This window comes from Streptomyces sp. NPDC045026 (assembly GCF_056432625.1).
The window spans coordinates 65,155-86,643 of the sequence record NZ_JBWKIS010000033.1; the positions used below are offsets into that span (position 1 = coordinate 65,155).

Genomic DNA, 21,489 nt, shown 5'->3' on the forward strand with positions numbered 1-21,489 from the left:
CTTGTCCCCCTCAAGAAGGCGCTCGGTCAGTCGGTAAGCAGTGCGCGACCGTCGTTGGCCGGGTGCACCGGATCGCTCACACTATCCGCCCAGTTCAGCGTCGAGCGACGGCGGTGACAAATTGCACTCCCCTACAACTGGGCAATCCGTCCTATTTCTTTGGAGGTGACGCGAACCCCTTGGGTATCGCTTTACTCGCAGCCATCCTGGGCGGCCGTGTTGCCGCGGAAAGTGGGTGCCGGAGTGGGCGAGGAACTGGGGGAGGAACCGGACGACACGGAGGAATCGCCGGGCTTCTCGCCGCTCCGGCCGGCGCCGCTTTTGCCGTCGTCGTATCCGTCGTGCTCGTACGCCCTGTTGTCCGTGCCCGAGCTGTCCTCACCGGAGCCATCGGAGGAGCTCCGGGCGGCGCTCTTCTTCGGCGTCTCCTTGGCGACCACCACGCGGGCGTCGGTGCGCAATTGCGTGAAGAGCTGCTCGGCCGCGGGCTGGACGAGCTGGTCGCGGTTGGCGTTGTACACGTAACTGCGCCGCGGCACCGTCAGGAATTGGACGTTTGCGGTCGGAATGTCCCGCATGCCGCGTACGAGGTTGTAGAGGTCGCGCAGGCTGGCGAGTCCGGGGTCCGTCGTCAGGGACGAGGTGGCCGCGTCGAGCACGGGGTACAGCTTCGTCGGGTTGAGCAGCACCCGGTTGCTCTTCACCTTGTTCACCAGGGCGCCGAGGAACTGCTGCTGGCGGTCCATCCGGTCGGTGTCGCTGCCGTTGCCCAGACTCTTGCGGGCCCGCACGTAGCCGAGCGCCTGCTCGCCGTCGAGGGTCTGCTTGCCCGCGGGCAACTTGAGGCGCGCGGCGTGGTCGTTCATGGGCTCCTTCAGGCAGACCTCGACGCCGTCGACCGCGTCGACCATGTCCTTGAACCCGCTGAAGTCGACGACCATGTGGTGGTTGATGCGGATGCCGGTGAGCTTCTCGACCGTACGGATCGTGCAGGCCGAACCGCCTTGCTCGAAGGCGTAGTTGAACATCGCGAACATGGCGCCGGTGCGCTTGCCGTCGTGGGCGAGGCAGGTCGGTATGTCGACCATCAGGTCGCGGGGCAGCGACACCGCGATGGCGCTTTTGTGGTCGGCGGCTATGTGCAGCAGGATCGTCGTGTCCGAGCGCTGGGTGCCCGAGTCGCGGCCGTACTTGCGGTTGCCGGCGCCGGCCCGCGAGTCGGAGCCGATCAGCAGGATGTTCTGCGCGTCGCGCACGAGTGAGGTGGGCCGCTCCTTCTCGTAGCGGGCGAGCTCGGCGGCCGCGTCGGTGTCCTCGGTGATGTTCCCCTGGAGCTTCTCGTAGACCGCCCAGCCGGTGCCGCCCGCGACGAGCACCACGATGCCGGTGCCCGTCGCCGTGTACCGCAGCCAGCGCCTGCGCCGCCGGGCCGCGCCCGCCCCGGTGGGGGACGAGCCCGCGCCCGGTCCGTGCGTGACAGGACCCATCGCGTCGTCGTCCGGCCGCTGCGGTTCCGGAGGCGTGCCTGCGGATCGGGTCACGTGTGAGTCCACCCCTCATGGCGACGGCGGTGCGCAGGTGCGCCCCTTCGACCATCGCCCGGCGCGGCGCCCGTGGCCCGGTGGCCCAGGGGTGGACTGGGCCGAACGGGTGACGCCGGCCCGGATGTCTCAGAGTGCGGTCGCCGAGACCCGCTCGTTCTCCACCCGCTTGGCCAGGGACTCCTGGTCAAGGCCGTCGAGGTGGCGGCACAGGACGACGGAACCGCCGGTCGCGAGCGGCGCGTACAGTCCCGCGCTCACGCCGCGCCACGTGTCGTACGGGAGTCCGGACAGCAGGCGTGAGCCGGGGCCCGTCAGGCCGAGGTCCGTGGCGTCGGCCCGCGCCTTCTCGACGACCTCGGCGGCGGTGAGCTCGGCCCCCGCGACGACGAGCGCGGGCTCCTCCGGGTCCACGGGCGCGAACGGCGCGAACCGGTCACCCTGCCCCGGCACCTCGACCGCGTAGTCGGCGAAGCCCTCCGGCGGCTGCGGGAAGCGGCCGCCGAGCGGACGCAGGGCGAGCGCCACCCGTTCCCCGGAGCAGGCGCGCGCCCGCTCCAGCGAGTCGGGGCCGCTGACGACGAGGTCCGCGGCGGCCGGGTCACCGTCCACGTCGGCGACGACTCCGACGGACGCGCACGCGAGCAGCCAGACGGCGCTCTGCCAGTGCGCGGGCAGCAGCAGGGCGAGCCGGTCGCCGGGCTGCGCGGCGAGGTCGCCCTGGAGCAGATTGGCGGTCTTGGCCACCCAGTTGGCGAAGGTGGCCACGGACAGTTCGACGCGTTCGCCCGTGGCGTCGTCGTAGAAGGTCACCAGTGGGCGTCCTGGATCGGCGGCGAGCGCGGATCGCAGCAGGTCGGCGGGGGTGCGGTCGGTGGCGTTCACGGGCGCAAGGGTACGCGGGGCGCACGGCGGCGTGCGGCCGACCGGGGGAACCGCGACGCCGTGTCAGCCCGATGGACCGTCAATTCCCCTGCCCACCGATGACACTTCCCGATGGACAGATATGTAGTGCTATGTCCACGATCGTTGGCATGCGTGGATTCCTTGCTTCCTCGATCGGCGTCACGGCCGCGGCCGCCCTGTCCCTTCCGCTCGCCCTGTCCTCCGGAGCCGGGGCAGCCACGACACCTTCGGCCGCCAGAGCCCTGACCGCCGAGGCCGTCCCCGGCAGCACCGAGTCGCTGCCCCTGTCCGTCCTGCCTCGCGACCGCAGCCTGCGCGCCCCGGGCGAACAGGGCATCACCCAGCGCGATGTGCACCCCTTCTCGCTCGTCGGCGTCGTCTGGCGCGACCCGGCGGCCGCGCTGGAGGGCCGCGTCCAGGTGCGTACGCGCGCCACGGGCACCGGCCGCTGGTCCGGCTGGCAGGAGGTCGAGACCCACAACGGCGACCATGCCCCCGACCCCGGCACGGCCGAGCACGACTCGGGCCGGCTGCGCGGCTCCACGGCCCCCCTGTGGGTCGGCGCCTCCGACGGCGTCGAAGTCAGGGTGCGTCCCGAGGCCGCCGCCCCGGCGCACCGGGCCGCCGGATCCGCCGCGAACTCCGCCCCGCAGGCCCCTCTGCCCAAGGGCCTGCGCCTCGAACTGGTCGACCCCGGCGAGGAGCCCCCGCCCGGCGACGAGACCTCGTCCGGCGGTGAGACCCCGACCCTCGGCGCCCCCGCCGAAGGCCCCCGCGCCGGCGTGCTGACCGCCGAGTCCGCGGCCGCGTCCGCCGTCAACGCCGACCTGGCGCCCCTCGGCGCGGACGTCATCCCCGCCCTCAGTAAGAAGCAGACCGAGAGAGACCTGATCGACGCCCGCGGCGGCGAGGCCGACGCGAAGGTGCGCCCGTACATCGGCCCGCGCCCGCGCATCGTCACGCGCAAGGGCTGGGGCGCCGACGAGAAGCTGCGCGAGCGCAACTTCGGCTACACCTCGAAGGTCAAGGCGGCCTTCGTGCACCACAGCGCCACGGGCAACAACTACACCTGCGCGCAGGCCCCTTCAGTCATCCGCGGTATCTACCGCTACCACGTGAAGAGCCTGCGCTGGCGCGACATCGGCTACAACTTCCTCGTCGACAAGTGCGGCAACATCTACGAGGGCCGCGCCGGTGGCGTGGCGAAGCCGGTCATGGGCGCGCACACCCTCGGGTTCAACTCGAACAGCATGGGAGTCGCGGTCCTCGGCACCTTCGGCTCCTCGAAACCGCCGGCCGCCGCGGTGAAGGCCCTCGCCCGCCTGACGGCCTGGAAGCTAGGCCTCTACGGGGTCAATCCGAGCGGTAAGACATATCTCACGTCAGCCGGTGGCAATCTGTACCGCAAGGGAAAGAGCGTACGACTGAACGCGATCTCGGGGCACCGGGACGGCTTTGCGACCGAGTGCCCGGGGCGCCGTCTCTACAACAAGCTCGGCACCGCCCGGTCCACATCGGCCAGTCTCCAGGGCCGCTGACGCCCGGCCGCACCGCACAGTCTGCATACACTGGCCGGCCGAAAGGCAGTTCGACCGGCCCCAGCAGGAAGCAGAGACGACAGGTGACAGAAGCGATCCTCCTGGTCGGCGGCAAGGGCACCCGACTGCGACCGCTCACCGTGAACACGCCCAAGCCGATGGTCCCGGCGGCGGGCGTCCCGTTCCTCACCCACCAGCTGGCCCGGGCGAGAGCGGCGGGCGTCGAGCACATCGTGCTCGCCACCTCGTACCTCGCCGAGGTCTTCGAGCCGTACTTCGGTGACGGCTCGCGCCTCGGACTGCATCTCGAGTACGTCACCGAGGAGGAGCCCCTCGGCACCGGCGGCGCGATCCGCAACGTCGCGTCCCGGCTCCGCTCGGGCCCCGACGACCCGGTCCTGATCTTCAACGGCGACATCCTCACCGGCCTCGACATCCGTGCCCTGGTGCACGAGCACGAGACCACCGGCGCGGACGTCTCCCTGCACCTGTCCCGCGTCGAGGACCCGCGGGCGTTCGGGCTGGTCCCCACGGACGCGACGGGCCGGGTCCAGGCCTTCCTGGAAAAGCCCCAGACGCCCGAGGAGATCGTCACCGACCAGATCAACGCGGGCGCCTACGTGTTCCGCCGCTCGGTCATCGACACGATCCCGACCGGCCGTCCCGTCTCGGTGGAACGCGAGACGTTCCCCGACCTGCTGGCATCCGGCGCCCACCTCCAGGGCATGGTCGACTCCACGTACTGGCTGGACCTGGGCACCCCTCAGGCCTTCGTGCGCGGCTCCGCCGACCTCGTCCTCGGCCGCGCGCCGTCCCCGGCGGTCCCCGGCCGGCGCGGCGACAGCCTCACGCTGCCCACCGCCTCGGTCGCCCCCGGCGCGAAGCTCACGGGCGGCACGGTCGTCTGCGAGAACGCGACGGTCGGCGAGGGCGCCCGCATCGCGGGCAGCGCTGTCCTCGCCGGTGCGACGGTCGAGGCGGGCGCGGTCGTCACCGACTCCCTGATCGGCCGCGGCGCCCACGTGGGCGCCCGCACGGTCCTGACGGGCGCGGTGATCGGCGACGGCGCGACGGTCGGCCCGGACAACGAACTCCAGTCGGGCGTACGCGTGTGGTGCGACGCCCACATCCCGGCGGCGGCGGTGCGCTTCTCCTCGGACCAGTAGGGGCCGTCTCCTCGGACCAGTAGGGGCCGGCGAGCCCGACCCCCTACGCTGCAAGGAGCAGCCCACCAACCGACGAGGACCCCTTGGCCGGCCGATACGCCCCCCGCCCCACGCGCACCACGGTGCGCGGCGGCGAGGCCGTCGTGCCCCGGGCCGTCCTGCCGCGCCCGGCGACCGCGGCGCAGACCCGCCGTTGGCTACCGAGAGGCCCGTTCGACCTGGGCCTGACCCTGGGGCCGCTGCGCCGGGGGCCCGCCGACCCCGCCTTCCGCGTCACACCGGACGGCTCGGTCTGGCGTGCCACCCGTACGCCCGAAGGCCCCGGCACCCTGCGCGTGGCCCTGCGGGACGGAGCGGCCGAAGCGCAGGCGTGGGGTCCGGGCGCGACCTGGCTCCTTGCCCAACTCCCTGTACTTCTCGGCGAGTTGGACGAGCCCGAGGCGTTCGAGCCGCGCCACCGGCTGCTCGCCCACGCCCACCACTACCGGCCGGGTCTGCGCCTGCTGCGTACGGGTCTGGTCATGGAATCGCTGATCCCGTCGATCCTGGAACAGAAGATCACGACGGAGGAGGCGTACCGCGCCTGGCGGATCCTGCTGCGCACGTACGGCACTCCGGCGCCCGGCCCGACCGCCGGGCTCGGCCTGCACGTCATGCCGGAGCCGCGCACCTGGTCGCTCATCCCGTCCTGGGAGTGGCACCGCGCGGGCGTGGACAACAAGCGGGCCTCGACCATCCTGCGGGCCGTGAAGGTCGCCCGCCGCCTGGAGGAGGCCGCGGCGATGACCCCGGCCGACGCCCGTGCCCGCCTCGAACTGATCCCCGGCATCGGCCCCTGGACCTCCGCCGAGACGGTCCAGCGCAGCAACGGCGCCGCCGACGCCGTGACGACCGGAGACGTCCACCTGCCGGGCATCGTCGGCTACGCGCTGGCCGGCAACCGCGACGCCGACGACGCGGAGATGCTGCGGCTCCTCGCCCCGTACGAGGAGCAGGGCCAGCGCCACCGCGCGGCCCGCCTCGTCCTCCTCAGCGGCCGCACACCCCCGCGCAGACAGCCGAAGATGCGCCGCACGAACATCGCCGACTGGTAGCCGCTCTACTGGCGCACGACCTTCTAGCGCACGACGACGAAGTCGCCGGCGTCACGGGCCGGGCGCTCGGCGGGGGCGGCGGCCGCGTGCCCCACGGCGACGGCGCCCATCGGGTCCCACTCCTGCGGAAGCCCGAGCACCTCGCGTACGACATCGCGGCAGAACATCGTCGACGACACCCACGCGGAGCCGAGCCGCTCACCGGCGAGCGCGACCAGGAAGTTCTGCACGCCCGCGCCGGCCGCGACCACGAACATCTCCCGCTCGGCGGCGTCCCGCCGCGCGTGCCCGTACGTGTGCGACCCGTCCATCACCATGCACGGCACGACCAGGTAGGGCGCCCGGCGGAGCACGTCACCGCGGCGCACGCGCTTGGCGACGGACTCCTCGCTCTTCCCGTCGCGCCGCAGGTCCTCGATCCACGCGTCCCGCATCGCGTCCAGCAGCCGGACCCGGGAGTCCTCGGACTCCAGGAGCACGAACCGCCACGGCGTCGTGTGGTGCGGGGCGGGCGCGGTCACGGCCGCGGCGACCGCGCGCCGCACGGCTCCCGGGTCGACCGGCTCGTCAGTGAAGGCCCGCACCGTACGCCGCTGGGTCACGGCCTCCCGCACGGCCTCGGACGTGCCGAGCCGGAACATGTCGTCGCGCGCGACGCGCACCAGCTCGCGCGCGCCGGTGCCCTCGCCCACCACGTGCGCGAGCCCGCGCACGACGGCGACGGGCAGCCCGGCCGCCTTGCCCTTGACCAGGTCCCCGGCGGCGGCCAGCTCGTCCGCCGTGGCGACGACGGTGGCGCTGAGCGGATTGCCGTACGCGTCCGTGCCGCCGCGCAGGTCGTCGAGGACGTGCACGCCCGCGGCGCCGATGGCGACGTCGGTCAGGCCGTTGCGCCAGGGGCGGCCGAAGGTGTCCGTCACGACGACTCCGACGTCCACGCCGAGCGCGTCCCGCAGCCCGTCCCGGATCGCCGCGGCCGACGCGTCGGGGTCCTCGGGCAGCAGCAGCACCGTGCCCGCGGGCGTGTTCGACGCGTCGACGCCGGCCGCGGCCATGACCAGGCCCAGCTTGTTCTCGACGATGCGCAGGGTGCCGCGGCGCGCGACGACCCGTACGGTCTCGGCGTCTATGGCCGCCTCGCGGTCGGTGGCCTCGACGATCCGGCCCTCGGCCTTGCTGACGATCTTCGAGGTGACCAGCAGCACGTCCCCGTCGACGAGGCCGGGCTCGGCGGTGGCGATCAGCTTGGCGAGGTCGTCGCCCTCGCGGACCTCGGGGATGCCGGGGAGCGCCCAGGCGCGGAAGGAGGGAGCGGAGGGAGTGTCACTCACGCGCGGACCTCCTCCGCGAGCGTGAGCGCCTCACGCGCCATCTGCGTCGTCGCGTCCAGGTCGGACATCATCAGCGGCACCGCGCGGCAGCGGATGCCCGCCGCCTCGACGCGCTCCACCGTGCCCGCGTCCACCGTGTCGACGAGCCACCCGTCGAGCAGCCCCGAACCGTAGTGCTCCGCCACCGCGCTCGCCGTCGAGTCGACTCCCACAGCGGCCAGGACCTTGTCGGCCATGCCGCGCACGGGTGCGTCCCCGACGATGGGGGACAGCCCGACGACGGGCACTCCGGCTTCGGCGATGGCCTCACGGATGCCGGGCACGGCGAGGATGGTCCCGATGCTGACGACGGGGTTGGACGGCGGGAAGAGGATGACGTCCGCCTCGGCGATGGCCTCCAGGACACCCGGCGCGGGCTTGGCCTGCTCGGCGCCGACGGGCACCACGGCGTGCGCGTCCACGGAGGCCCGCAGCTTCACCCAGAACTCCTGGAAGTGCACGGCCCTGCGCTCCCCGTCGAGCGTCACCGCCACATGGGTCTCGACGCGGTCGTCGGACATCGGGATGAGCCGCACGCCGGGCTTCCAGCGCTCGCACAGCGCCTCGGTGACCGCGCTGAGCGGATAGCCGGCGCCGAGCATCTGCGTACGGACGATGTGGGTCGCGAAGTCCCGGTCGCCGAGACCGAACCACTCGGGCCCCACCCCGTAGGCGGCCAGCTCCTCCTTGACCTTGAACGACTCGTCCGTACGTCCCCAGCCCTGCTCCTCGTTGATGCCGCCGCCGAGCGTGTACATCACCGTGTCGAGGTCCGGACAGACCTTCAGGCCGAAGAGATGGATGTCGTCGCCGGTGTTGCCGATGACCGTGATGACCGCGTCGTCCGGCGCCGCCTGCTTGAGACCGCGAAGGAACCGGGCACCACCGATGCCGCCTGCCAGAACCACAATGCGCATGTGTCCAGCATCGCAGGCGGGTACGACACTTCGTCAGGCGGTCACGGCATCCTGCATGGCGTCGCTGACGCAGCGGGGGGCGTGCATCGGCATCTCGGTGAGGCCGGGGTAGTACACGTGGAGGCTGACGGCCGGTTCCAGCGCGTCGTTGACGACCTCGTGGACGTATCCGGGGGCGAAGACGCGCTGTGCGCCGGGCGCGAGGGCGCGGGCGCCGCGCTCCGAATGCTCGGTCAACTCGCCCTGGAGGACGGTCAGTATCCCGGAGGAGCGGCCGTGGTCGTGCAGTCCGCTGCCCTGCCCCGGCACCCAGGACAGCAGCCAGACCTCGTAGCCCGGCCCGGTCTGCAGGCGGTGGTACCAGCGGCTGGTGGCGTCGTACTCGACGAGGTGTTCCCACCGGCCGCGGTCGGCGGCGATGGAGCGCGCCAGGCCGGCGAACTCGGCGACGGTGGCCGGGTGCTCGCGCGCGGGCTGGAGCAGGTGGGGTACTTCGAGGATGTCGCCGGCGATCTGGAGGTCGCTGTCGCTGTTCATGGGTATGGGGGTTCCTCGGCGGAGTGCGGTGTGCTGGGGGTGTCGCTGGACGGCGCCCGGCACGGATGAACTGCCGGGGGAGTGGAGCGCGGTGGAGCGAGGGGGTTCAGCCGGAGCGCGGTGGGCTCAACAGCTGGGACAGCAACAGCAACAGCGCGCGTGGGCAGCACCGAGGGACCCGGGTCGGGTCACGGAAAGCGCCAAGTTCGCGAGCATGCCCACCAGCAGACCGGTTCATTCCTGCCCTGTCAACTAGGTGTCCGGATTGTGGGATATGTTTCACCTCATCCGGTTGCCCTGCCAGGCGAAAGGTTTGTGCATCTTCTGGCCGGGACACATGGCGCATCAACCGGGCGCACAAACGTCGTCGCGCTCCCGTGATCCGAATGTGATCCGGAACGCTCCGGCGCCGCTCCCGGAACGAGATCAACGCCTGAGGCGTCCTTCCTTGTAGCGACCCGCGCGAGGCCCGCCGGAGCTCTCGAAGGGACTCTCGGGGGAGCGGTGGCTGGAATGGGCCTCTGGCAAGTGTCAAGGTTTAGGCCGATTTGAACACTTTCCGCATACCCTTGGTTCCGCAGAGTGAATAAGGGACCCAATAGCAGATCTCGGCTTGACTGGCCCGGATCGGCACACTTGTAATTTCACTCGTGTCGTTCAGCCGGAATCGGTAACGGCAGCATCACGGGGACGCACAGACGGACGAGGGGCGCACTATGACCGAGTCGTTTCAGCAACTGCTGGTCGAGGACGCGGAAGAGGAACTCGGCTGGCAGGAGCGCGCGCTGTGCGCCCAGACCGACCCCGAGTCCTTCTTCCCGGAGAAGGGCGGCTCCACCCGGGAGGCCAAGAAGGTCTGCCTCGCCTGCGAGGTCAGGTCCGAGTGCCTCGAGTACGCACTCGCCAACGACGAGCGGTTCGGCATCTGGGGCGGACTCTCCGAGCGCGAGCGGCGCCGCCTGAAGAAGGCCGCGGTCTGAGGCTGAAGAAGGCCGCGGCCCGAGGCGACAAAGACTGCGTAACGCCGCAAGACCGCACCAACGCCCGCACCAAGGACCGCACCAAGGCCCGCAGCTGGGACCAGAGCTGGGGCCGCAGCAAGGACCACACCAAGGACCGCACCAAGCGCCGAAACAAGGACGCCGTCCGAACACTCTTTTCCGCGAAGCGATCGGCCCGTCGCCCTGGGTTGTCCACAGGGGGCGGGCCGCCGTTGTTGTCAGCCGTTAGTGTGGGGCCCCGTCCGAGACGACCCAGCGCCCCCGCAGGGCACAGGCGTCCACCGCAGTCCAACGAACCGGGGCCCGTACCTCGATGTCCGTGCACAGCCATTCGGCAGGCCAATTCGACACTGCCGCAGCCGCGTTCAACCCGGGGCACGCCGCAGGGCCAGACCCGACCAGGCCACCCGAGTTCCCCAGACACGTCGTCACCGCCGTGCTCGTCTCCCACGACGGAGCGCGCTGGCTGCCCGACGTCCTGTCAGGACTGCTCGGCCAGGAGCGCCCCGTACAGAACGCCGTAGCCGCCGACACCGGCAGCGCGGACGCCTCCGCCACGCTGATCGCCGACGCGATCGGCGACGAGCGCGTTCTCCACCTGGCCCGCCGCACCGGCTTCGGCCAGGCCGTCGACGAAGCGGTGCGTACCGCGGGAGTGCTGACTCCCGAGGAACTGCCGTACCTCAAGCGCCCCAGCGGCTGGGACCCCGTCAGCCGCAGCTGGCGCGACGACGCGTACGACATGCCGGAGCTGCCGCACGGCGCGCCCGAGCAGTGGCTGTGGCTGCTGCACGACGACTGCGCTCCCGAGCCCGACGCGCTCGCCGAACTCCTGCGCGTCGTCGAGAACGAGCGCGAGATCGGCAACGAGGTCGCCGTCGTCGGGCCCAAGCTGCGCGGCTGGTACGACCGCAGGCAGCTCCTCGAGGTCGGCGTCTCCATCGCCAACTCGGGGCGCCGCTGGACCGGCCTCGACCGCCGCGAGCAGGACCAGGGGCAGCACGACCACGTGCGGCCCGTCCTGTCCGTGTCCACCGCCGGCATGCTGATCCGGCGCGATGTGTTCGAACAGCTCGGCGGGTTCGACCGCAGGCTGCCGCTGATGCGCGACGACGTCGACCTGTGCTGGCGCGCCCAGGCCGCCGGCCACCGCGTCGTCATCGCCCCCGACGCCGTCGTCCGGCACGCGGAGGCCTCCTCGCGCGAGCGCCGCACCGTCGACTGCGTGGGCCGCACGGCGACGTCCCCGCACAAGGTCGACAAGGCCGGCGCCGTCTACACCCTCCTCGTCAACGCCCCTACGGCCGTGCTGCCCTGGGTGCTCCTGCGCCTCGTCATCGGCACGCTCGTGCGCACCCTCGCGTACCTCGTCGGCAAGGTTCCAGGCCAGGCGCTCGACGAGATCACCGGACTCCTCGGCACTCTGCTGCGGCCCGAGCGGATCCTCGCGGCCCGCCGCCGGCGCGGAAAGGGAGTGGTCGACGCCAAGGAGCTGCGGCCGCTCTTCCCACCGCCCGGCGCCACGGTCCGGCTCACCGTCGAACAGGTCGCGGGCAGCCTCTTCGGCGCGTCCGATCCCGAGATCAACGCCGCCGGACGGCACGGCAGCGCCGTCGAGTCCGGCCCCGGCGGCGACGACGCGGACTTCCTGGAGATCGAGCAGTTCGCCCGCCTCAAGCGCATCGCCCGCAAGCCGGGACCGATGCTCTTCGTAGTGCTGCTGTTCGTGTCGCTCATCGCCTGCCGCGCGCTGCTCGGCGGCGGGGCACTCGCGGGCGGCGCGCTGCTGCCCGCGCCGGGTGACGCGTCCGCCCTGTGGTCCCGCTACCTCGACGGCTGGCACCCGGCCGGTACCGGCGGCACCCAGGCCGCGCCGCCGTACCTGGCGTTCGTCGCCGCGTTTTCCACGCTCCTGTTCGGCTCGACCGGACTCGCCGTCACCGTGCTCCTCGTCTGCTCGGTGCCGCTCGCCGGCTTCACCGCCTACTTCGCCTCACGCCCCCTGGTCACCTCGCGCCTGCTGCGCGCGTGGGCCTCGGTCGCGTACGCCTTCCTGCCCGCCGCCACCGGCGCGCTCGCCGGCGGCCGCATCGGCACCGCGGTCCTCGCTGTGCTGCTGCCGCTCATCGCGCGCGCGGGGTTGTCCGCCAGCGGCTTGATGAACAACGCGGGGGCGCGCGGCAGCTGGCGCGCCACCTGGGCGTACGCCCTCCTGCTGACCGTCACGACGGCCTTCACGCCCATCGTGTGGCCGATCGCGCTCGTCCTCGGCATCGCGCTCCTCGCGATCCGCCGCGGCGACATCACCGCCTACGGCCTCCGCTTCCTGGCCGCGCTCGGCACCCCGCTCCTGCTGCTCGCGCCCTGGTCGCTGACGCTGCTCCCGTTCGGCTTCTTCAAGGAGGCGGGCCTCCCGTACGGCAAGGGGTCGGCGTCCGCGCTCGGCCTGCTCGGCGCTTCGCCGGGCGGCTCCGGCACCCTCGGCGGACTGCTGCTCATCGGCATCGTCCTCGCCGGGCTCGCCGCGCTCCTGCGCACCGAGCGCCGCCCCGCCGTCCTCACCGCCTGGGCGATCGCCCTGGTCGCCCTGGTCTTCGCGGCCCTGTCGAACAGCTCGGCCTGGGCCGGGCCCGCGACCCTCGTCTACGGCATCGCCCTCCTCGCCGCCGCCGTTCTCGGCGCCGACGGGGCACGCTCGCGCGTGGCCGAGCAGAGCTTCGGCTGGCGGCAGCCGGTGGCGGCCCTCATCGCGTTCGCCGCGGTGGCCGGACCGCTCCTCGCCGCGGCCGGCTGGATGATCCGCGGGGCCGACGGCCCCCTGGAGCGCCGCGACCCCACCCAGGTGCCCGCGTTCGTCGCCGAGGAGAGCGACACCCAGGACCAGGCCCGCACCCTCGTCATGGACAGCGACTCGGCCGCCAAGGTGTCGTACACGCTGGTGCGTGGCGCCGGCGCGCGCCTCGGTGACGGCGAACTGACCGAGGCGGGCGGCAGCAACAAGAAGCTCGACAAGGTCGTCGCCAACCTCGTCGCCGGCTCCGGCGCCGACCAGGCGGACCAGCTCGGCGGCTTCGCCGTGCGCTACGTCCTCGTACGCGCGGGCGCGCCCCGGCAGATGAGCCGGGTCCTCGACTCCACGCCCGGCCTGTCCCGGCTCAGCCAGCAGGACGGCACCGCCCTGTGGCGCGTGGACCGGCAGGTCTCGCGCGCCGCGATCGTGTCCGGGTCCGACGAGCCGCAGCCCGTCGCCGCGGGCCCCGTCGAACTGCACACGAAGATCCCCGAGGGCAAGGCCGGCCGCGTCCTGCGCATCGCCGACACGGCCGACGAGGGCTGGACGGCGACGCTGGACGGCGCGCCCCTGACGAAGACGACCGTCGACGGCTGGGCACAGGGCTTCGAACTGCCCGCCACGGGCGGCCGCCTGGACGTCACGTTCGACGCGCCGCTCTCGCACGCGGCCTGGCTGTGGGCGCAGGGCGCGCTCGCTCTCGTCCTCGTGGTGCTGGCCCTGCCGGGCCGGCGCAGGGACGTGGACGACGACCTTCCCGAGGAGCCCGTCGTGCCCGCGCAGGCCGTCGAGGGCGAGGGCCGCAGGGCCCGCCGTCTGCGCGCCCAGGCCGAGGCCGAACAAGCCGAACAAGCCGCACCCGAGGGCGCCGACGGCGTGGTACCGCCGCCTCCTTCGGACGAGGAGCTCGCCGCGGCCGGTGTGCCGCAGCAGCAGTCGTACGGCGAGTGGGACAGCCCCACGTACGCGGCCGCGGACTACGGCCAGTACGCCGCGGGCGATCAGCAGCAGTACCAGGGCGTCCCCTACCAGCCGGGCGCGTACGACCAGACCCAGCAGGCGGACCCCTACCAGGCGGACCCCTACCAGGCCGGCCAGTACGACCCGTACGCCTACGGGGGCACGTACGACGCCCAGCAGCAGTACGGGCAGCAGGCCTACGACCCGTACGAGCAGCCGCAGCCGCCGCACGGCACCGACAGTGAGCGCCCCGACGGGAGCCAGCAGTGAACCGCACCACCCTGTCCCTGATCGCCGCGAGCGTGGCCCTGGCCGCCGTCACCGGCTTCGCGGCGGCGACCGCGCCCGGCGGCGGCAACTCCGAGAAGGCGGCCGCGCGGCTGCCGGTGGAGCGCTCCAGCCTGCTGTGCCCCGCCCCGAGCACGTCGGACCTCGCCGAGACCGCGTACACGTCGTACACGCCCGTGTCGAAGGAGGCGGGGAGTTCCGGCAAGGCTGCCCTGGCGCCCGCCACGCGCGAGCTGACGGACAGCACCGGGAGCGGCAAGGACAAGGGCAAGGACAAGGCGGACAAGCCGGTGCTGTCCCCGCAGAAGCCGGGCAGGCCCGTCGCGGGTGAGTCGTCGGGCGCCGAGTCGCCCGCGCTCGTGGGGAGCGCCGACGGGAATCTCGCGCCCGGCTGGACCGTGCAGCAGACGACCGAGGTGGCCGCCGGCACCGGCCGCGGCCTCCTCGGGGTGAACTGCTCGGCGCCGGACACCGACTTCTGGTTCCCGGGTGCCTCCACCGCCAAGGAGCGCAGCGACTACATCCACCTCACCAACCCGGACGACTCGGCGGCGGTCGTGGACGTCCAGCTGTACGGGCCGAACGGCGCCATCAAGTCGGACGTGGGCGAGGGCATCCAGGTCCAGCCGCACTCCAGCGTTCCGGTCCTCCTGTCGACCCTCACGGACAAGCCGCAGACGAACGTCACGCTCCATGTGACGGCCCGCAGCGGCCGGGTGGCCGCCGCCGTCCTCGGCGCGGACGACAAGCTCGGCGGGGACTGGCTGCAGGCCTCCGCGGACCCCGCGGACACGGTCGTCCTGCCCGGCATCCCGAAGGACGCCACGAGCGTGCGCCTGGTCGCCTTCACGCCCGGCGACAACGACGCGGACCTGAAGATCCAGCTGGCCTCCCCGAGAGGCCGCATCGCCCTGGCCGGGCACGAGAGCCTGCACGTCAAGTCGGGAATGACGGCCGCCGTCGACCTCGGCGACGTGACGCGCGGCGAGGCAGGGTCCCTCGTCCTGACGCCCACGGGCGACTCCGCTCCGGTCGTGGCCGCCCTGCGCGTCGTCCGCGGCAAGGGCGACCACCAGGAGACGGCGTTCATCCCGGCGACCCGGCCCGTCGGCGCGCGGGCGACCGTCGCCGACAATCGCGCCAAGGGCTCGACGCTGTCGCTGACGGCGCCGGGCGAGTCGGGCACGGTCAAGGTGACGGCGTCGCCGGGCACCGAGGGCGGGACCCCGGTCACGAAGACGTACACCGTGAAGGGCGGCACGACGCTGTCCGTGCAGCCGCCGGTCCCGGCCGGGCTCAAGGGGGCGTACGCGCTGACGGTGGAGCAGGTGTCGGGCGCGGAGGTCTACGGCTCGCGGATGCTGGACGTGCCCGACCGGGACGTCCCGGGCGTCCCGATGTTCACGGTCCAGACGCTCCCGGACGACCGGGGGACGGTCTCGGTGCCGCACGCGGACCAGGATCTTTCGGTCCTGCAGAAATGACCGTGATCACTGCCGCAGCGATCGCGACGTGGCCCGGTCCGCCGGGTCACTCCTCGTCGCCGTAGCGCGGATCCACCGTCTCCGGGGACAGGCCGAGGATCTCGGCGACCTGCTCGACCACGACCTCGTGCACGAGGGCCGCGCGTTCGTCGCGGCCCTTGGTACGGATCTCGACCGGGCGGCGGTAGACGACCACGCGCGCGGGGCGCCCCTCGCGCGCCGCGATCGTGCCGCCCAGGGGCACCGAATCGTCGCTCCAGCCCTCGTCGGCCGGGCCGACCGCGGGCACTTCGAGGATCAGGAAGTCGATGTCTGCGAGCTGCGGGAAGCGCCGCTCGAGCCGCTCCACGGAGTCCTGCACCAGATCGGCGAACCCCTCGGCCCGGCTCGCGGAGAGCGGCACCTGAGGAGGGGCGACGGGCCCCCGCATGCCCCTGCCGTGCCGGTCGCGGCGGCGGGGAGGCTTCGGCTCTGCGGCGGGGGGCGGTACGGGGTTCTCCATCACTGACGCAGCGTAGACCTCCAGCGAGCGCGCCCGCCCGCCGTGGCCCGCACGGAACCGGCATGTCGCTTCCTGACCGATCAAGCCAAACTTGGGCGCGATTCGGCATCCCTCCCGGACCGGTGAACTCGCGGCTCCTGTCACTGTTTGTTCCGGGTGGTGACCGCGTTCACCACGGACGCGGGGCGCACCACCCCCGGTCCGCGCAGGTCAGCGGTGCGCTCCCGGAGCCCCGCGTGCGCCGCTTCACACCACGACACGGTGGGGTGACCTCCGGGGGAGTCGTCGCGGCCCGCTCAAGAGTGCGGTACCGTCCAACGCTGTGAGCCCTGTACGTCGCTGTTCGCGCACCGCTTGCGGCCGTCCCGCCGTCGCGACGCTGACGTACGTCTACGCCGACTCGACCGCGGTCCTCGGCCCCCTCGCCACCTACGCCGAACCCCACTGCTACGACCTGTGCGCCGAGCACTCCGAGCGCCTCACCGCCCCGCGCGGGTGGGAGGTCGTCCGGCTCGCCGACACCTCCCGCCCCTCGCGCCCCAGCGGCGACGATCTGGAAGCCCTGGCCAACGCGGTGCGTGAGGCGGCCCGCCCGCAGGAGCGCGCGGCCGAGGCGGGCGGTTCGGGCCCCCGCACGGCGGACCCCATGGAGGTCGCACGCCGCGGCCATCTGCGGGTGCTGCGCTCACCGGACAACTGAGCCGAACCCCGCACGCCGGCCGGGCCGACGGCCGTATTCGGACTTCGGTTTCCCCTTTACGGAATCTCCTTCGTCCCACGCATTGACCTGAGTTTGTTGCGGACACAACAATTTCGCCACCCAGTGCCCCGGGAGGCGCCCGTGTTCATCCAGCAGCTCGAGCCGGTGGCCGGATCACTCGGTCTGTCCGCACTCGTCGCGACTCTGCCCCTGGTCACCGTGCTCGTCCTGCTCGGCGCCGTCCGCATGAAGGCCCACCTCGCGGGCCTCATCGGGCTCGCCGCGGCCGCCCTCGTCGCCTGCCTCGCGTACGGCATGCCCGTCGGCCAGACCGTGTCGAGCGCCGCACAAGGCGCGCTGTTCGGGCTCTTCCCCATCATGTGGATCGTCGTCAACGCACTGTGGGTGTACCGGATGACGGTCCGCACCCGGCACTTCGACATCCTGCGCCGCTCCTTCGGGCGGCTGTCCGACGACCCGCGCATCCAGGCCCTCGTCATCGCGTTCTGCTTCGGCGCGCTCCTCGAGGCGCTCGCCGGGTTCGGGGCGCCCGTCGCGATCTGCTCCGTGATGCTCGTCGCGCTCGGCTTCGACCCGGTGAAGGCCGCCGTCGTCGCACTCGTCGCCAACACCGCACCCGTCGCCTTCGGCGCCATGGGCACCCCCGTCGTCACGCTCGCCCAGGTCACCGGACTCCCGCTCGACTCCGTCGCCTCCGTGGTGGGCCGTCAGACACCGCTGCTCGCCCTCGTGGTGCCGCTGGTCCTCGTCTACCTCGTGGACGGGCGACGCGGCCTGCGCGAGACCTGGATACCCGCCCTCGCCTGCGGAGTCGCCTTCGCCGCCGCCCAGTTCGCCGCCTCGAACTACGTCTCCGCACAGCTCGCCGACATCGGGGCCGCGCTCATCGGCGCGGGCGCCCTCGTCGCCGTGCCGCACGCGCGCAGGCCCGCCGCCGAACCCGTACGCGCCGCAGTCCTGACCGGCGTACGCAGCGAGGAACTCGACCAGGACGACCCGCGGCCCGAAGTCCTGCGCGCCTACGCCCCGTACGCGCTCATCGTCGTCATCTTCTCCCTCGCGCAGATCCCCGCGGTCAAGGACTGGATCGCGAAGGCGACGCGCGTCTTCGACTGGCCCTTCCTGAACGTCGCGAACCCCGAGGGCAAGCCCGTCGGCGGCAACCTCTTCACCCTCCCGCTCGTCTCCACCGGCGGCACCCTCGTCCTCCTCGCCGGCGCGATCACGGCCGCCGTCATCGGCGTCCACGCGCGCGTGGCCGTACGCGAATGGGCGGCCACCGTGTACGAGCTGCGCTTCGCGATCCTCACCGTGACCAGCGTCCTCGCCCTCGCCTACGTCATGAACCTCTCCGGGCAGGCCGCCACCATCGGGCACTTCGTCGCCGCGGCCGGCGCGGGCCTCGCGTTCCTGTCGCCCGTACTCGGCTGGTTCGGCGTCGCCGTCTCCGGCTCCGACACCTCCGCCAACGCCCTCTTCGGCGCACTCCAGGTCACCGCCGCCCAGCAGTCCGGCCTGTCACCCGAACTGCTCGCCGCCGCGAACAGCTCCGGCGGCGTCCTCGGCAAGATGATCTCCCCGCAGAACCTCACCATCGCCTGCGCCGCCGTCGGGCTCGCCGGCAAGGAGGGAGACCTGCTGCGCAAGGTGCTGCCGTGGAGCGCGGGACTCCTGCTCGTGATGTGCCTGATCGTGATGGCGCAGAGCTCCGCGGTCCTCGGCTGGATGCTGCCCTGACAGCTGACTGTCGGTCCGTACGGGTAGTTTGTGCTGTCCGAAGCGGACTTCAGGAGAGTTGGGTGACCGTGGCTGCTGATCTGTCGCAGATCGTCAAGGCGTACGACGTACGCGGAGTGGTCCCCGACCAGTGGGACGAGCGCCTCGCCGAGCTGTTCGGCGCCGCCTTCGTGCGCGTGACGGACGCCGCGGCCATCGTCGTCGGACACGACATGCGGCCCTCGTCACCCGGCCTCTCCCGGGCCTTCGCACGGGGCGCGGCCGCCCTGGGCGCCGACGTGACCGAGATCGGCCTGTGCTCCACCGACCAGCTGTACTACGCCTCGGGCGCGCTCGACCTGCCCGGCGCCATGTTCACGGCCTCGCACAACCCGGCCCAGTACAACGGCATCAAGATGTGCCGCGCCGGCGCCGCCCCCGTCGGACAGAACACCGGCCTGGCCGAGATCCGCGAACTGGCCGAGAAGTGGCTGGAGACGGGCGCCCCCGAACCCGCCGTCACGCCGGGCACACTCACCCGGCGCGACACCCTCGACGACTACGCGGCCTATCTGCGCTCCCTCGTCGACCTCACGGAGATCCGCCCCCTGAAGGTCGTCGTCGACGCGGGCAACGGCATGGGCGGACACACCGTCCCGACCGTCTTCGCGGGCCTGCCGCTCGACCTCGTCCCGATGTACTTCGAGCTCGACGGCACCTTCCCCAACCACGAGGCCAACCCGCTCGACCCGGCGAACCTCGTGGACCTGCAAAGGCGCGTCCGCGAGGAGCGCGCCGACCTCGGCCTCGCCTTCGACGGCGACGCGGACCGCTGCTTCGTCGTCGACGAACACGGTGACCCGGTCTCCCCGTCCGCCGTCACCGCCCTCGTCGCCTCCCGCGAACTGGCGAGGAACGGCGGCACGGGCACGATCATCCACAACCTGATCACCTCCTGGTCCGTCCCCGAAGTGGTGAAGGAACACGGCGGCACACCGGTACGCACGCGCGTGGGCCACTCCTTCATCAAGCAGGAGATGGCCACCTCCGGGGCGATCTTCGGCGGCGAGCACTCGGCGCACTACTACTTCCGCGACTTCTGGAACGCGGACACGGGCATGCTCGCCGCGCTCCACGTCCTCGCCGCACTCGGCGGCCAGAGCGACGCCCTGTCCGCCCTCGTCGCCGAGTACGACCGCTACACCGGCTCCGGCGAGATCAACTCCACGGTCGACGACCAGCACGCCCGACTCGCCGCGATCAAGACCGAGTACACCGGCCGGGACGGCATCACGCACGACGAGCTCGACGGCCTGACGATCACCTCCGCCGACTGGTGGTTCAACGTCCGCCCGTCCAACACCGAGCCCCTCCTCCGGCTGAACGCGGAGGCCAGGGACGAAGCCACCATGGCCAAGATCCGCGACGAGGTCCTGGCGATCATCAGAGCCTGACCACGGCCACACCCGCCGGGTCCCCCGTCCGAGCAGCCGTGCCCCCGCCCCCGGCGGTACGCTGACCAGGCCGCACGCACACACATTCACACCCCCGAAGGGACACCTCATGCCGCTCGAAGCCGGCCTTCTGGAGATCCTCGCCTGCCCGGCCTGCCACGCCCCCCTCAAGGAGGCGGACGCCGAGCTGCTCTGCACCGGATCGGACTGCGGCCTCGCCTACCCGATCCGCGACGGCATCCCCGTACTCCTCGTGGACGAGGCCCGCCGCCCCGCATAGGTCCCACCCAGGCCCCGTACGGGCCGTCCCGGAGGCTGACACCATGCTCGACGAATCGCTGCTCGACGCCCCCGAGGCCCTCGCCAGGGTCGACCGCCGCGGACTCCTGCGAGGCGCCGCCGAAGCCGGCGCCCGCGTCCGCACCGCGGTCCGGCACGCCGCGGAGGCCGGGATCACCCAGCTCAAACCGGACGGCCGCCCGCGCGCCGTCCTCTTCGCCGGCCCCGGCCTCGCCGCCGGCTGCGTCGCCGACCTGCTCAACAGGCTCGCCGGCGCCTCCTGCCCCGTCGCCCGCCTGCGCCCCACCGGAGTCGCCCCCGCCGCGGGCGCCCTGCGCTGGGAGCTGCCCGGCTGGGCAGGCCCCGTGGACCTCCTCCTGATCGCCACCACCGACGGCACCGAACCGGGCCTCGCCCTCCTCGTCGAGCAGGCCTACCGGCGCGGCTGCACCATCGTCGCCGTCAGCCCCGAGGGAGCCCCGCTCAGCGAAGCAGTCGGCGGCGCACACGGCCTGTTCGTACCGATGGCGACCGCCCCGTACGAGGACGACGAACCCGCCGCGGCCTCCGCGCCCGGCGCCCTGTGGGCCCTGCTCACCCCGCTGCTCTCCCTCCTGGACCGCACCGGCCTGCTCTCCGCGCCGCCCGAAGCCCTGGAGAAGGTCGCCGACCGCCTCGACCAGACCGCCGAGCGCTGCGGCCCCGCCATCGCGACCTACAGCAACCCTGCCAAGACCCTCGCCGCCGAGCTCGCCGACGCACTGCCCCTGATCTGGACCGAAGGGCACGCCGCGGGCCCGGCAGGCCGCCGCTTCGCCGCCGCGCTCGCCGAGCTCGCCGGCCGTCCGGCCCTCGCCTCCGACCTGCCCGAAGCGCTCCCCGCACACGGCCGCCTCCTCCTCGGCGACCTCGCGGGCGGCGCCGACCCCGACGACTTCTTCCGCGACCGGGTCGACGAGGCGCAGCCGATGCGCGTCCGCGTCGTCCTCCTGCGCGACCGGCCCGGCGGCCTCACCGCCGCGCCCGCCGCCCGCGAGCTGGCCCTCGGCCACGACACCCCGATGAGCGAGCTCGAACCCGAAGAGGGCGACGAGCTGGAAACACTCGCCGAACTGATCGCCGTCACGGATTTCGCCGCCGTTTACCTCGCGCTCGCCTCGGGCGCATGACGTGGACCCGGCCGCTCCGAAACACCGGCCGGCCCCTGACCCGCGTACGGAGAAG

17 protein-coding genes are annotated in these 21,489 nt (G+C 72.7%); 11 read left to right on the forward strand and 6 right to left on the reverse strand.

Annotation, left to right across the window (positions count from 1 at the left end; translation table 11 throughout):
* Positions 1-191: 191 nt before the first annotated feature.
* Together AC07EJ_RS40085 and AC07EJ_RS40090 are read right to left on the reverse strand one after the other, a co-directional pair.
* Positions 192-1,487 carry an LCP family protein gene (locus AC07EJ_RS40085; protein ID WP_478886094.1) on the reverse strand — a complete coding sequence of 432 codons (1,296 nt, stop codon included), beginning with the start codon at positions 1,485-1,487 and terminating at the stop codon, positions 192-194.
* Positions 1,488-1,670: 183 nt separating this feature from the next.
* Positions 1,671-2,426 (reverse strand): TIGR03089 family protein, encoded by a 756-nt coding sequence (locus AC07EJ_RS40090; protein ID WP_389488313.1) that lies wholly within the window; start codon positions 2,424-2,426, stop codon positions 1,671-1,673.
* 149 nt (positions 2,427-2,575) lie between these two features.
* On the opposite strand from AC07EJ_RS40090, the gene AC07EJ_RS40095 reads away from it, so the two are divergent.
* The 3 genes from AC07EJ_RS40095 to AC07EJ_RS40105 all read left to right on the forward strand — a co-directional run bounded on the left by AC07EJ_RS40095 (position 2,576) and on the right by AC07EJ_RS40105 (position 6,245).
* Entirely contained in the window at positions 2,576-3,985 is a 1,410-nt protein-coding gene (locus AC07EJ_RS40095; RefSeq protein WP_389488311.1) for a peptidoglycan recognition protein family protein, read from the forward strand.
* An 83-nt stretch (positions 3,986-4,068) separates the two neighbouring features.
* The gene (gene manB / locus AC07EJ_RS40100; protein WP_389488309.1) at positions 4,069-5,151 is read left to right on the forward strand and encodes a mannose-1-phosphate guanylyltransferase; all 1,083 of its coding nucleotides are present in this window, start codon (positions 4,069-4,071) and stop codon (positions 5,149-5,151) included.
* Between the two features lie 83 nt (positions 5,152-5,234).
* On the forward strand, positions 5,235-6,245 hold the full coding sequence (locus tag AC07EJ_RS40105) for a DNA-3-methyladenine glycosylase family protein (protein ID WP_389488307.1): 1,011 nt from the start codon (positions 5,235-5,237) through the stop codon (positions 6,243-6,245).
* 23 nt (positions 6,246-6,268) lie between these two features.
* Here the strand turns inward: AC07EJ_RS40105 and AC07EJ_RS40110 are convergent, their stop codons facing one another.
* The 3 genes from AC07EJ_RS40110 to AC07EJ_RS40120 are packed head-to-tail and all read right to left on the reverse strand — an operon-like array spanning position 6,269 to position 9,069.
* Positions 6,269-7,576: a coenzyme F420-0:L-glutamate ligase gene (locus AC07EJ_RS40110; RefSeq protein WP_389488305.1), complete on the reverse strand. Its 1,308-nt coding sequence runs from the start codon at positions 7,574-7,576 to the stop codon at positions 6,269-6,271.
* The gene (gene cofD, locus AC07EJ_RS40115) at positions 7,573-8,532 is read right to left on the reverse strand and encodes a 2-phospho-L-lactate transferase (RefSeq protein ID WP_389488303.1); all 960 of its coding nucleotides are present in this window, start codon (positions 8,530-8,532) and stop codon (positions 7,573-7,575) included. The genes AC07EJ_RS40110 and cofD overlap by 4 nt, the downstream gene beginning before the upstream one ends.
* Positions 8,533-8,565: 33 nt before the next feature.
* Complete coding sequence (locus AC07EJ_RS40120) at positions 8,566-9,069, reverse strand: cysteine dioxygenase (protein WP_389488301.1); 504 nt, start codon at positions 9,067-9,069, stop codon at positions 8,566-8,568.
* Between the two features lie 716 nt (positions 9,070-9,785).
* On the opposite strand from AC07EJ_RS40120, the gene AC07EJ_RS40125 reads away from it, so the two are divergent.
* The 3 genes from AC07EJ_RS40125 to AC07EJ_RS40135 all read left to right on the forward strand — a co-directional run bounded on the left by AC07EJ_RS40125 (position 9,786) and on the right by AC07EJ_RS40135 (position 15,593).
* The gene (locus tag AC07EJ_RS40125; RefSeq protein ID WP_093617031.1) at positions 9,786-10,049 is read left to right on the forward strand and encodes a WhiB family transcriptional regulator; all 264 of its coding nucleotides are present in this window, start codon (positions 9,786-9,788) and stop codon (positions 10,047-10,049) included.
* 334 nt (positions 10,050-10,383) lie between these two features.
* Positions 10,384-14,091 carry a glycosyltransferase family 2 protein gene (locus AC07EJ_RS40130; RefSeq protein WP_389488299.1) on the forward strand — a complete coding sequence of 1,236 codons (3,708 nt, stop codon included), beginning with the start codon at positions 10,384-10,386 and terminating at the stop codon, positions 14,089-14,091.
* The gene (locus AC07EJ_RS40135; protein WP_389488297.1) at positions 14,088-15,593 is read left to right on the forward strand and encodes a DUF5719 family protein; all 1,506 of its coding nucleotides are present in this window, start codon (positions 14,088-14,090) and stop codon (positions 15,591-15,593) included. Before AC07EJ_RS40130 ends, AC07EJ_RS40135 begins: the two co-directional genes overlap by 4 nt.
* Before the next feature lie 46 nt (positions 15,594-15,639).
* On the opposite strand, the gene AC07EJ_RS40140 is transcribed toward AC07EJ_RS40135, so the two are convergent.
* Positions 15,640-16,095, reverse strand: coding sequence for a metallopeptidase family protein (locus AC07EJ_RS40140; RefSeq protein ID WP_362897527.1), 456 nt, complete (start codon positions 16,093-16,095; stop codon positions 15,640-15,642).
* A gap of 322 nt (positions 16,096-16,417) precedes the next feature.
* Between AC07EJ_RS40140 and AC07EJ_RS40145 the strand changes: the two genes are divergently transcribed.
* From AC07EJ_RS40145 to AC07EJ_RS40165, 5 genes are all read left to right on the forward strand, one after another.
* Positions 16,418-16,795, forward strand: a complete 378-nt coding sequence (locus AC07EJ_RS40145; RefSeq protein ID WP_389488295.1) for a DUF3499 domain-containing protein — start codon at positions 16,418-16,420, stop codon at positions 16,793-16,795.
* Positions 16,796-16,936: 141 nt separating this feature from the next.
* Positions 16,937-18,553 carry an L-lactate permease gene (locus AC07EJ_RS40150; protein WP_389488293.1) on the forward strand — a complete coding sequence of 539 codons (1,617 nt, stop codon included), beginning with the start codon at positions 16,937-16,939 and terminating at the stop codon, positions 18,551-18,553.
* Between the two features lie 68 nt (positions 18,554-18,621).
* Positions 18,622-19,986, forward strand: a complete 1,365-nt coding sequence (locus tag AC07EJ_RS40155) for a phosphomannomutase/phosphoglucomutase (protein ID WP_478886095.1) — start codon at positions 18,622-18,624, stop codon at positions 19,984-19,986.
* A 109-nt stretch (positions 19,987-20,095) separates the two neighbouring features.
* Positions 20,096-20,266 (forward strand): Trm112 family protein, encoded by a 171-nt coding sequence (locus tag AC07EJ_RS40160; protein ID WP_100597970.1) that lies wholly within the window; start codon positions 20,096-20,098, stop codon positions 20,264-20,266.
* 43 nt (positions 20,267-20,309) lie between these two features.
* Entirely contained in the window at positions 20,310-21,434 is a 1,125-nt protein-coding gene (locus tag AC07EJ_RS40165; protein ID WP_389488290.1) for an SIS domain-containing protein, read from the forward strand.
* Positions 21,435-21,489 lie beyond the last annotated feature (55 nt).

What these genes read in the sequence shown, in the direction of transcription:
- AC07EJ_RS40085 (WP_478886094.1), bottom strand. Translation starts at nt 1,487, where the DNA reads ATGGGTCCTGTCACGCACGGACCGGGCGCGGGCTCGTCCCCCACCGGG.
- AC07EJ_RS40095 (WP_389488311.1), top strand. Translation starts at nt 2,576, where the DNA reads ATGCGTGGATTCCTTGCTTCCTCGATCGGCGTCACGGCCGCGGCCGCC.
- cofD (WP_389488303.1), bottom strand. Translation starts at nt 8,532, where the DNA reads ATGCGCATTGTGGTTCTGGCAGGCGGCATCGGTGGTGCCCGGTTCCTT.
- AC07EJ_RS40120 (WP_389488301.1), bottom strand. Translation starts at nt 9,069, where the DNA reads ATGAACAGCGACAGCGACCTCCAGATCGCCGGCGACATCCTCGAAGTA.
- AC07EJ_RS40125 (WP_093617031.1), top strand. Translation starts at nt 9,786, where the DNA reads ATGACCGAGTCGTTTCAGCAACTGCTGGTCGAGGACGCGGAAGAGGAA.
- AC07EJ_RS40130 (WP_389488299.1), top strand. Translation starts at nt 10,384, where the DNA reads ATGTCCGTGCACAGCCATTCGGCAGGCCAATTCGACACTGCCGCAGCC.
- AC07EJ_RS40140 (WP_362897527.1), bottom strand. Translation starts at nt 16,095, where the DNA reads ATGGAGAACCCCGTACCGCCCCCCGCCGCAGAGCCGAAGCCTCCCCGC.
- AC07EJ_RS40160 (WP_100597970.1), top strand. Translation starts at nt 20,096, where the DNA reads ATGCCGCTCGAAGCCGGCCTTCTGGAGATCCTCGCCTGCCCGGCCTGC.
- AC07EJ_RS40165 (WP_389488290.1), top strand. Translation starts at nt 20,310, where the DNA reads ATGCTCGACGAATCGCTGCTCGACGCCCCCGAGGCCCTCGCCAGGGTC.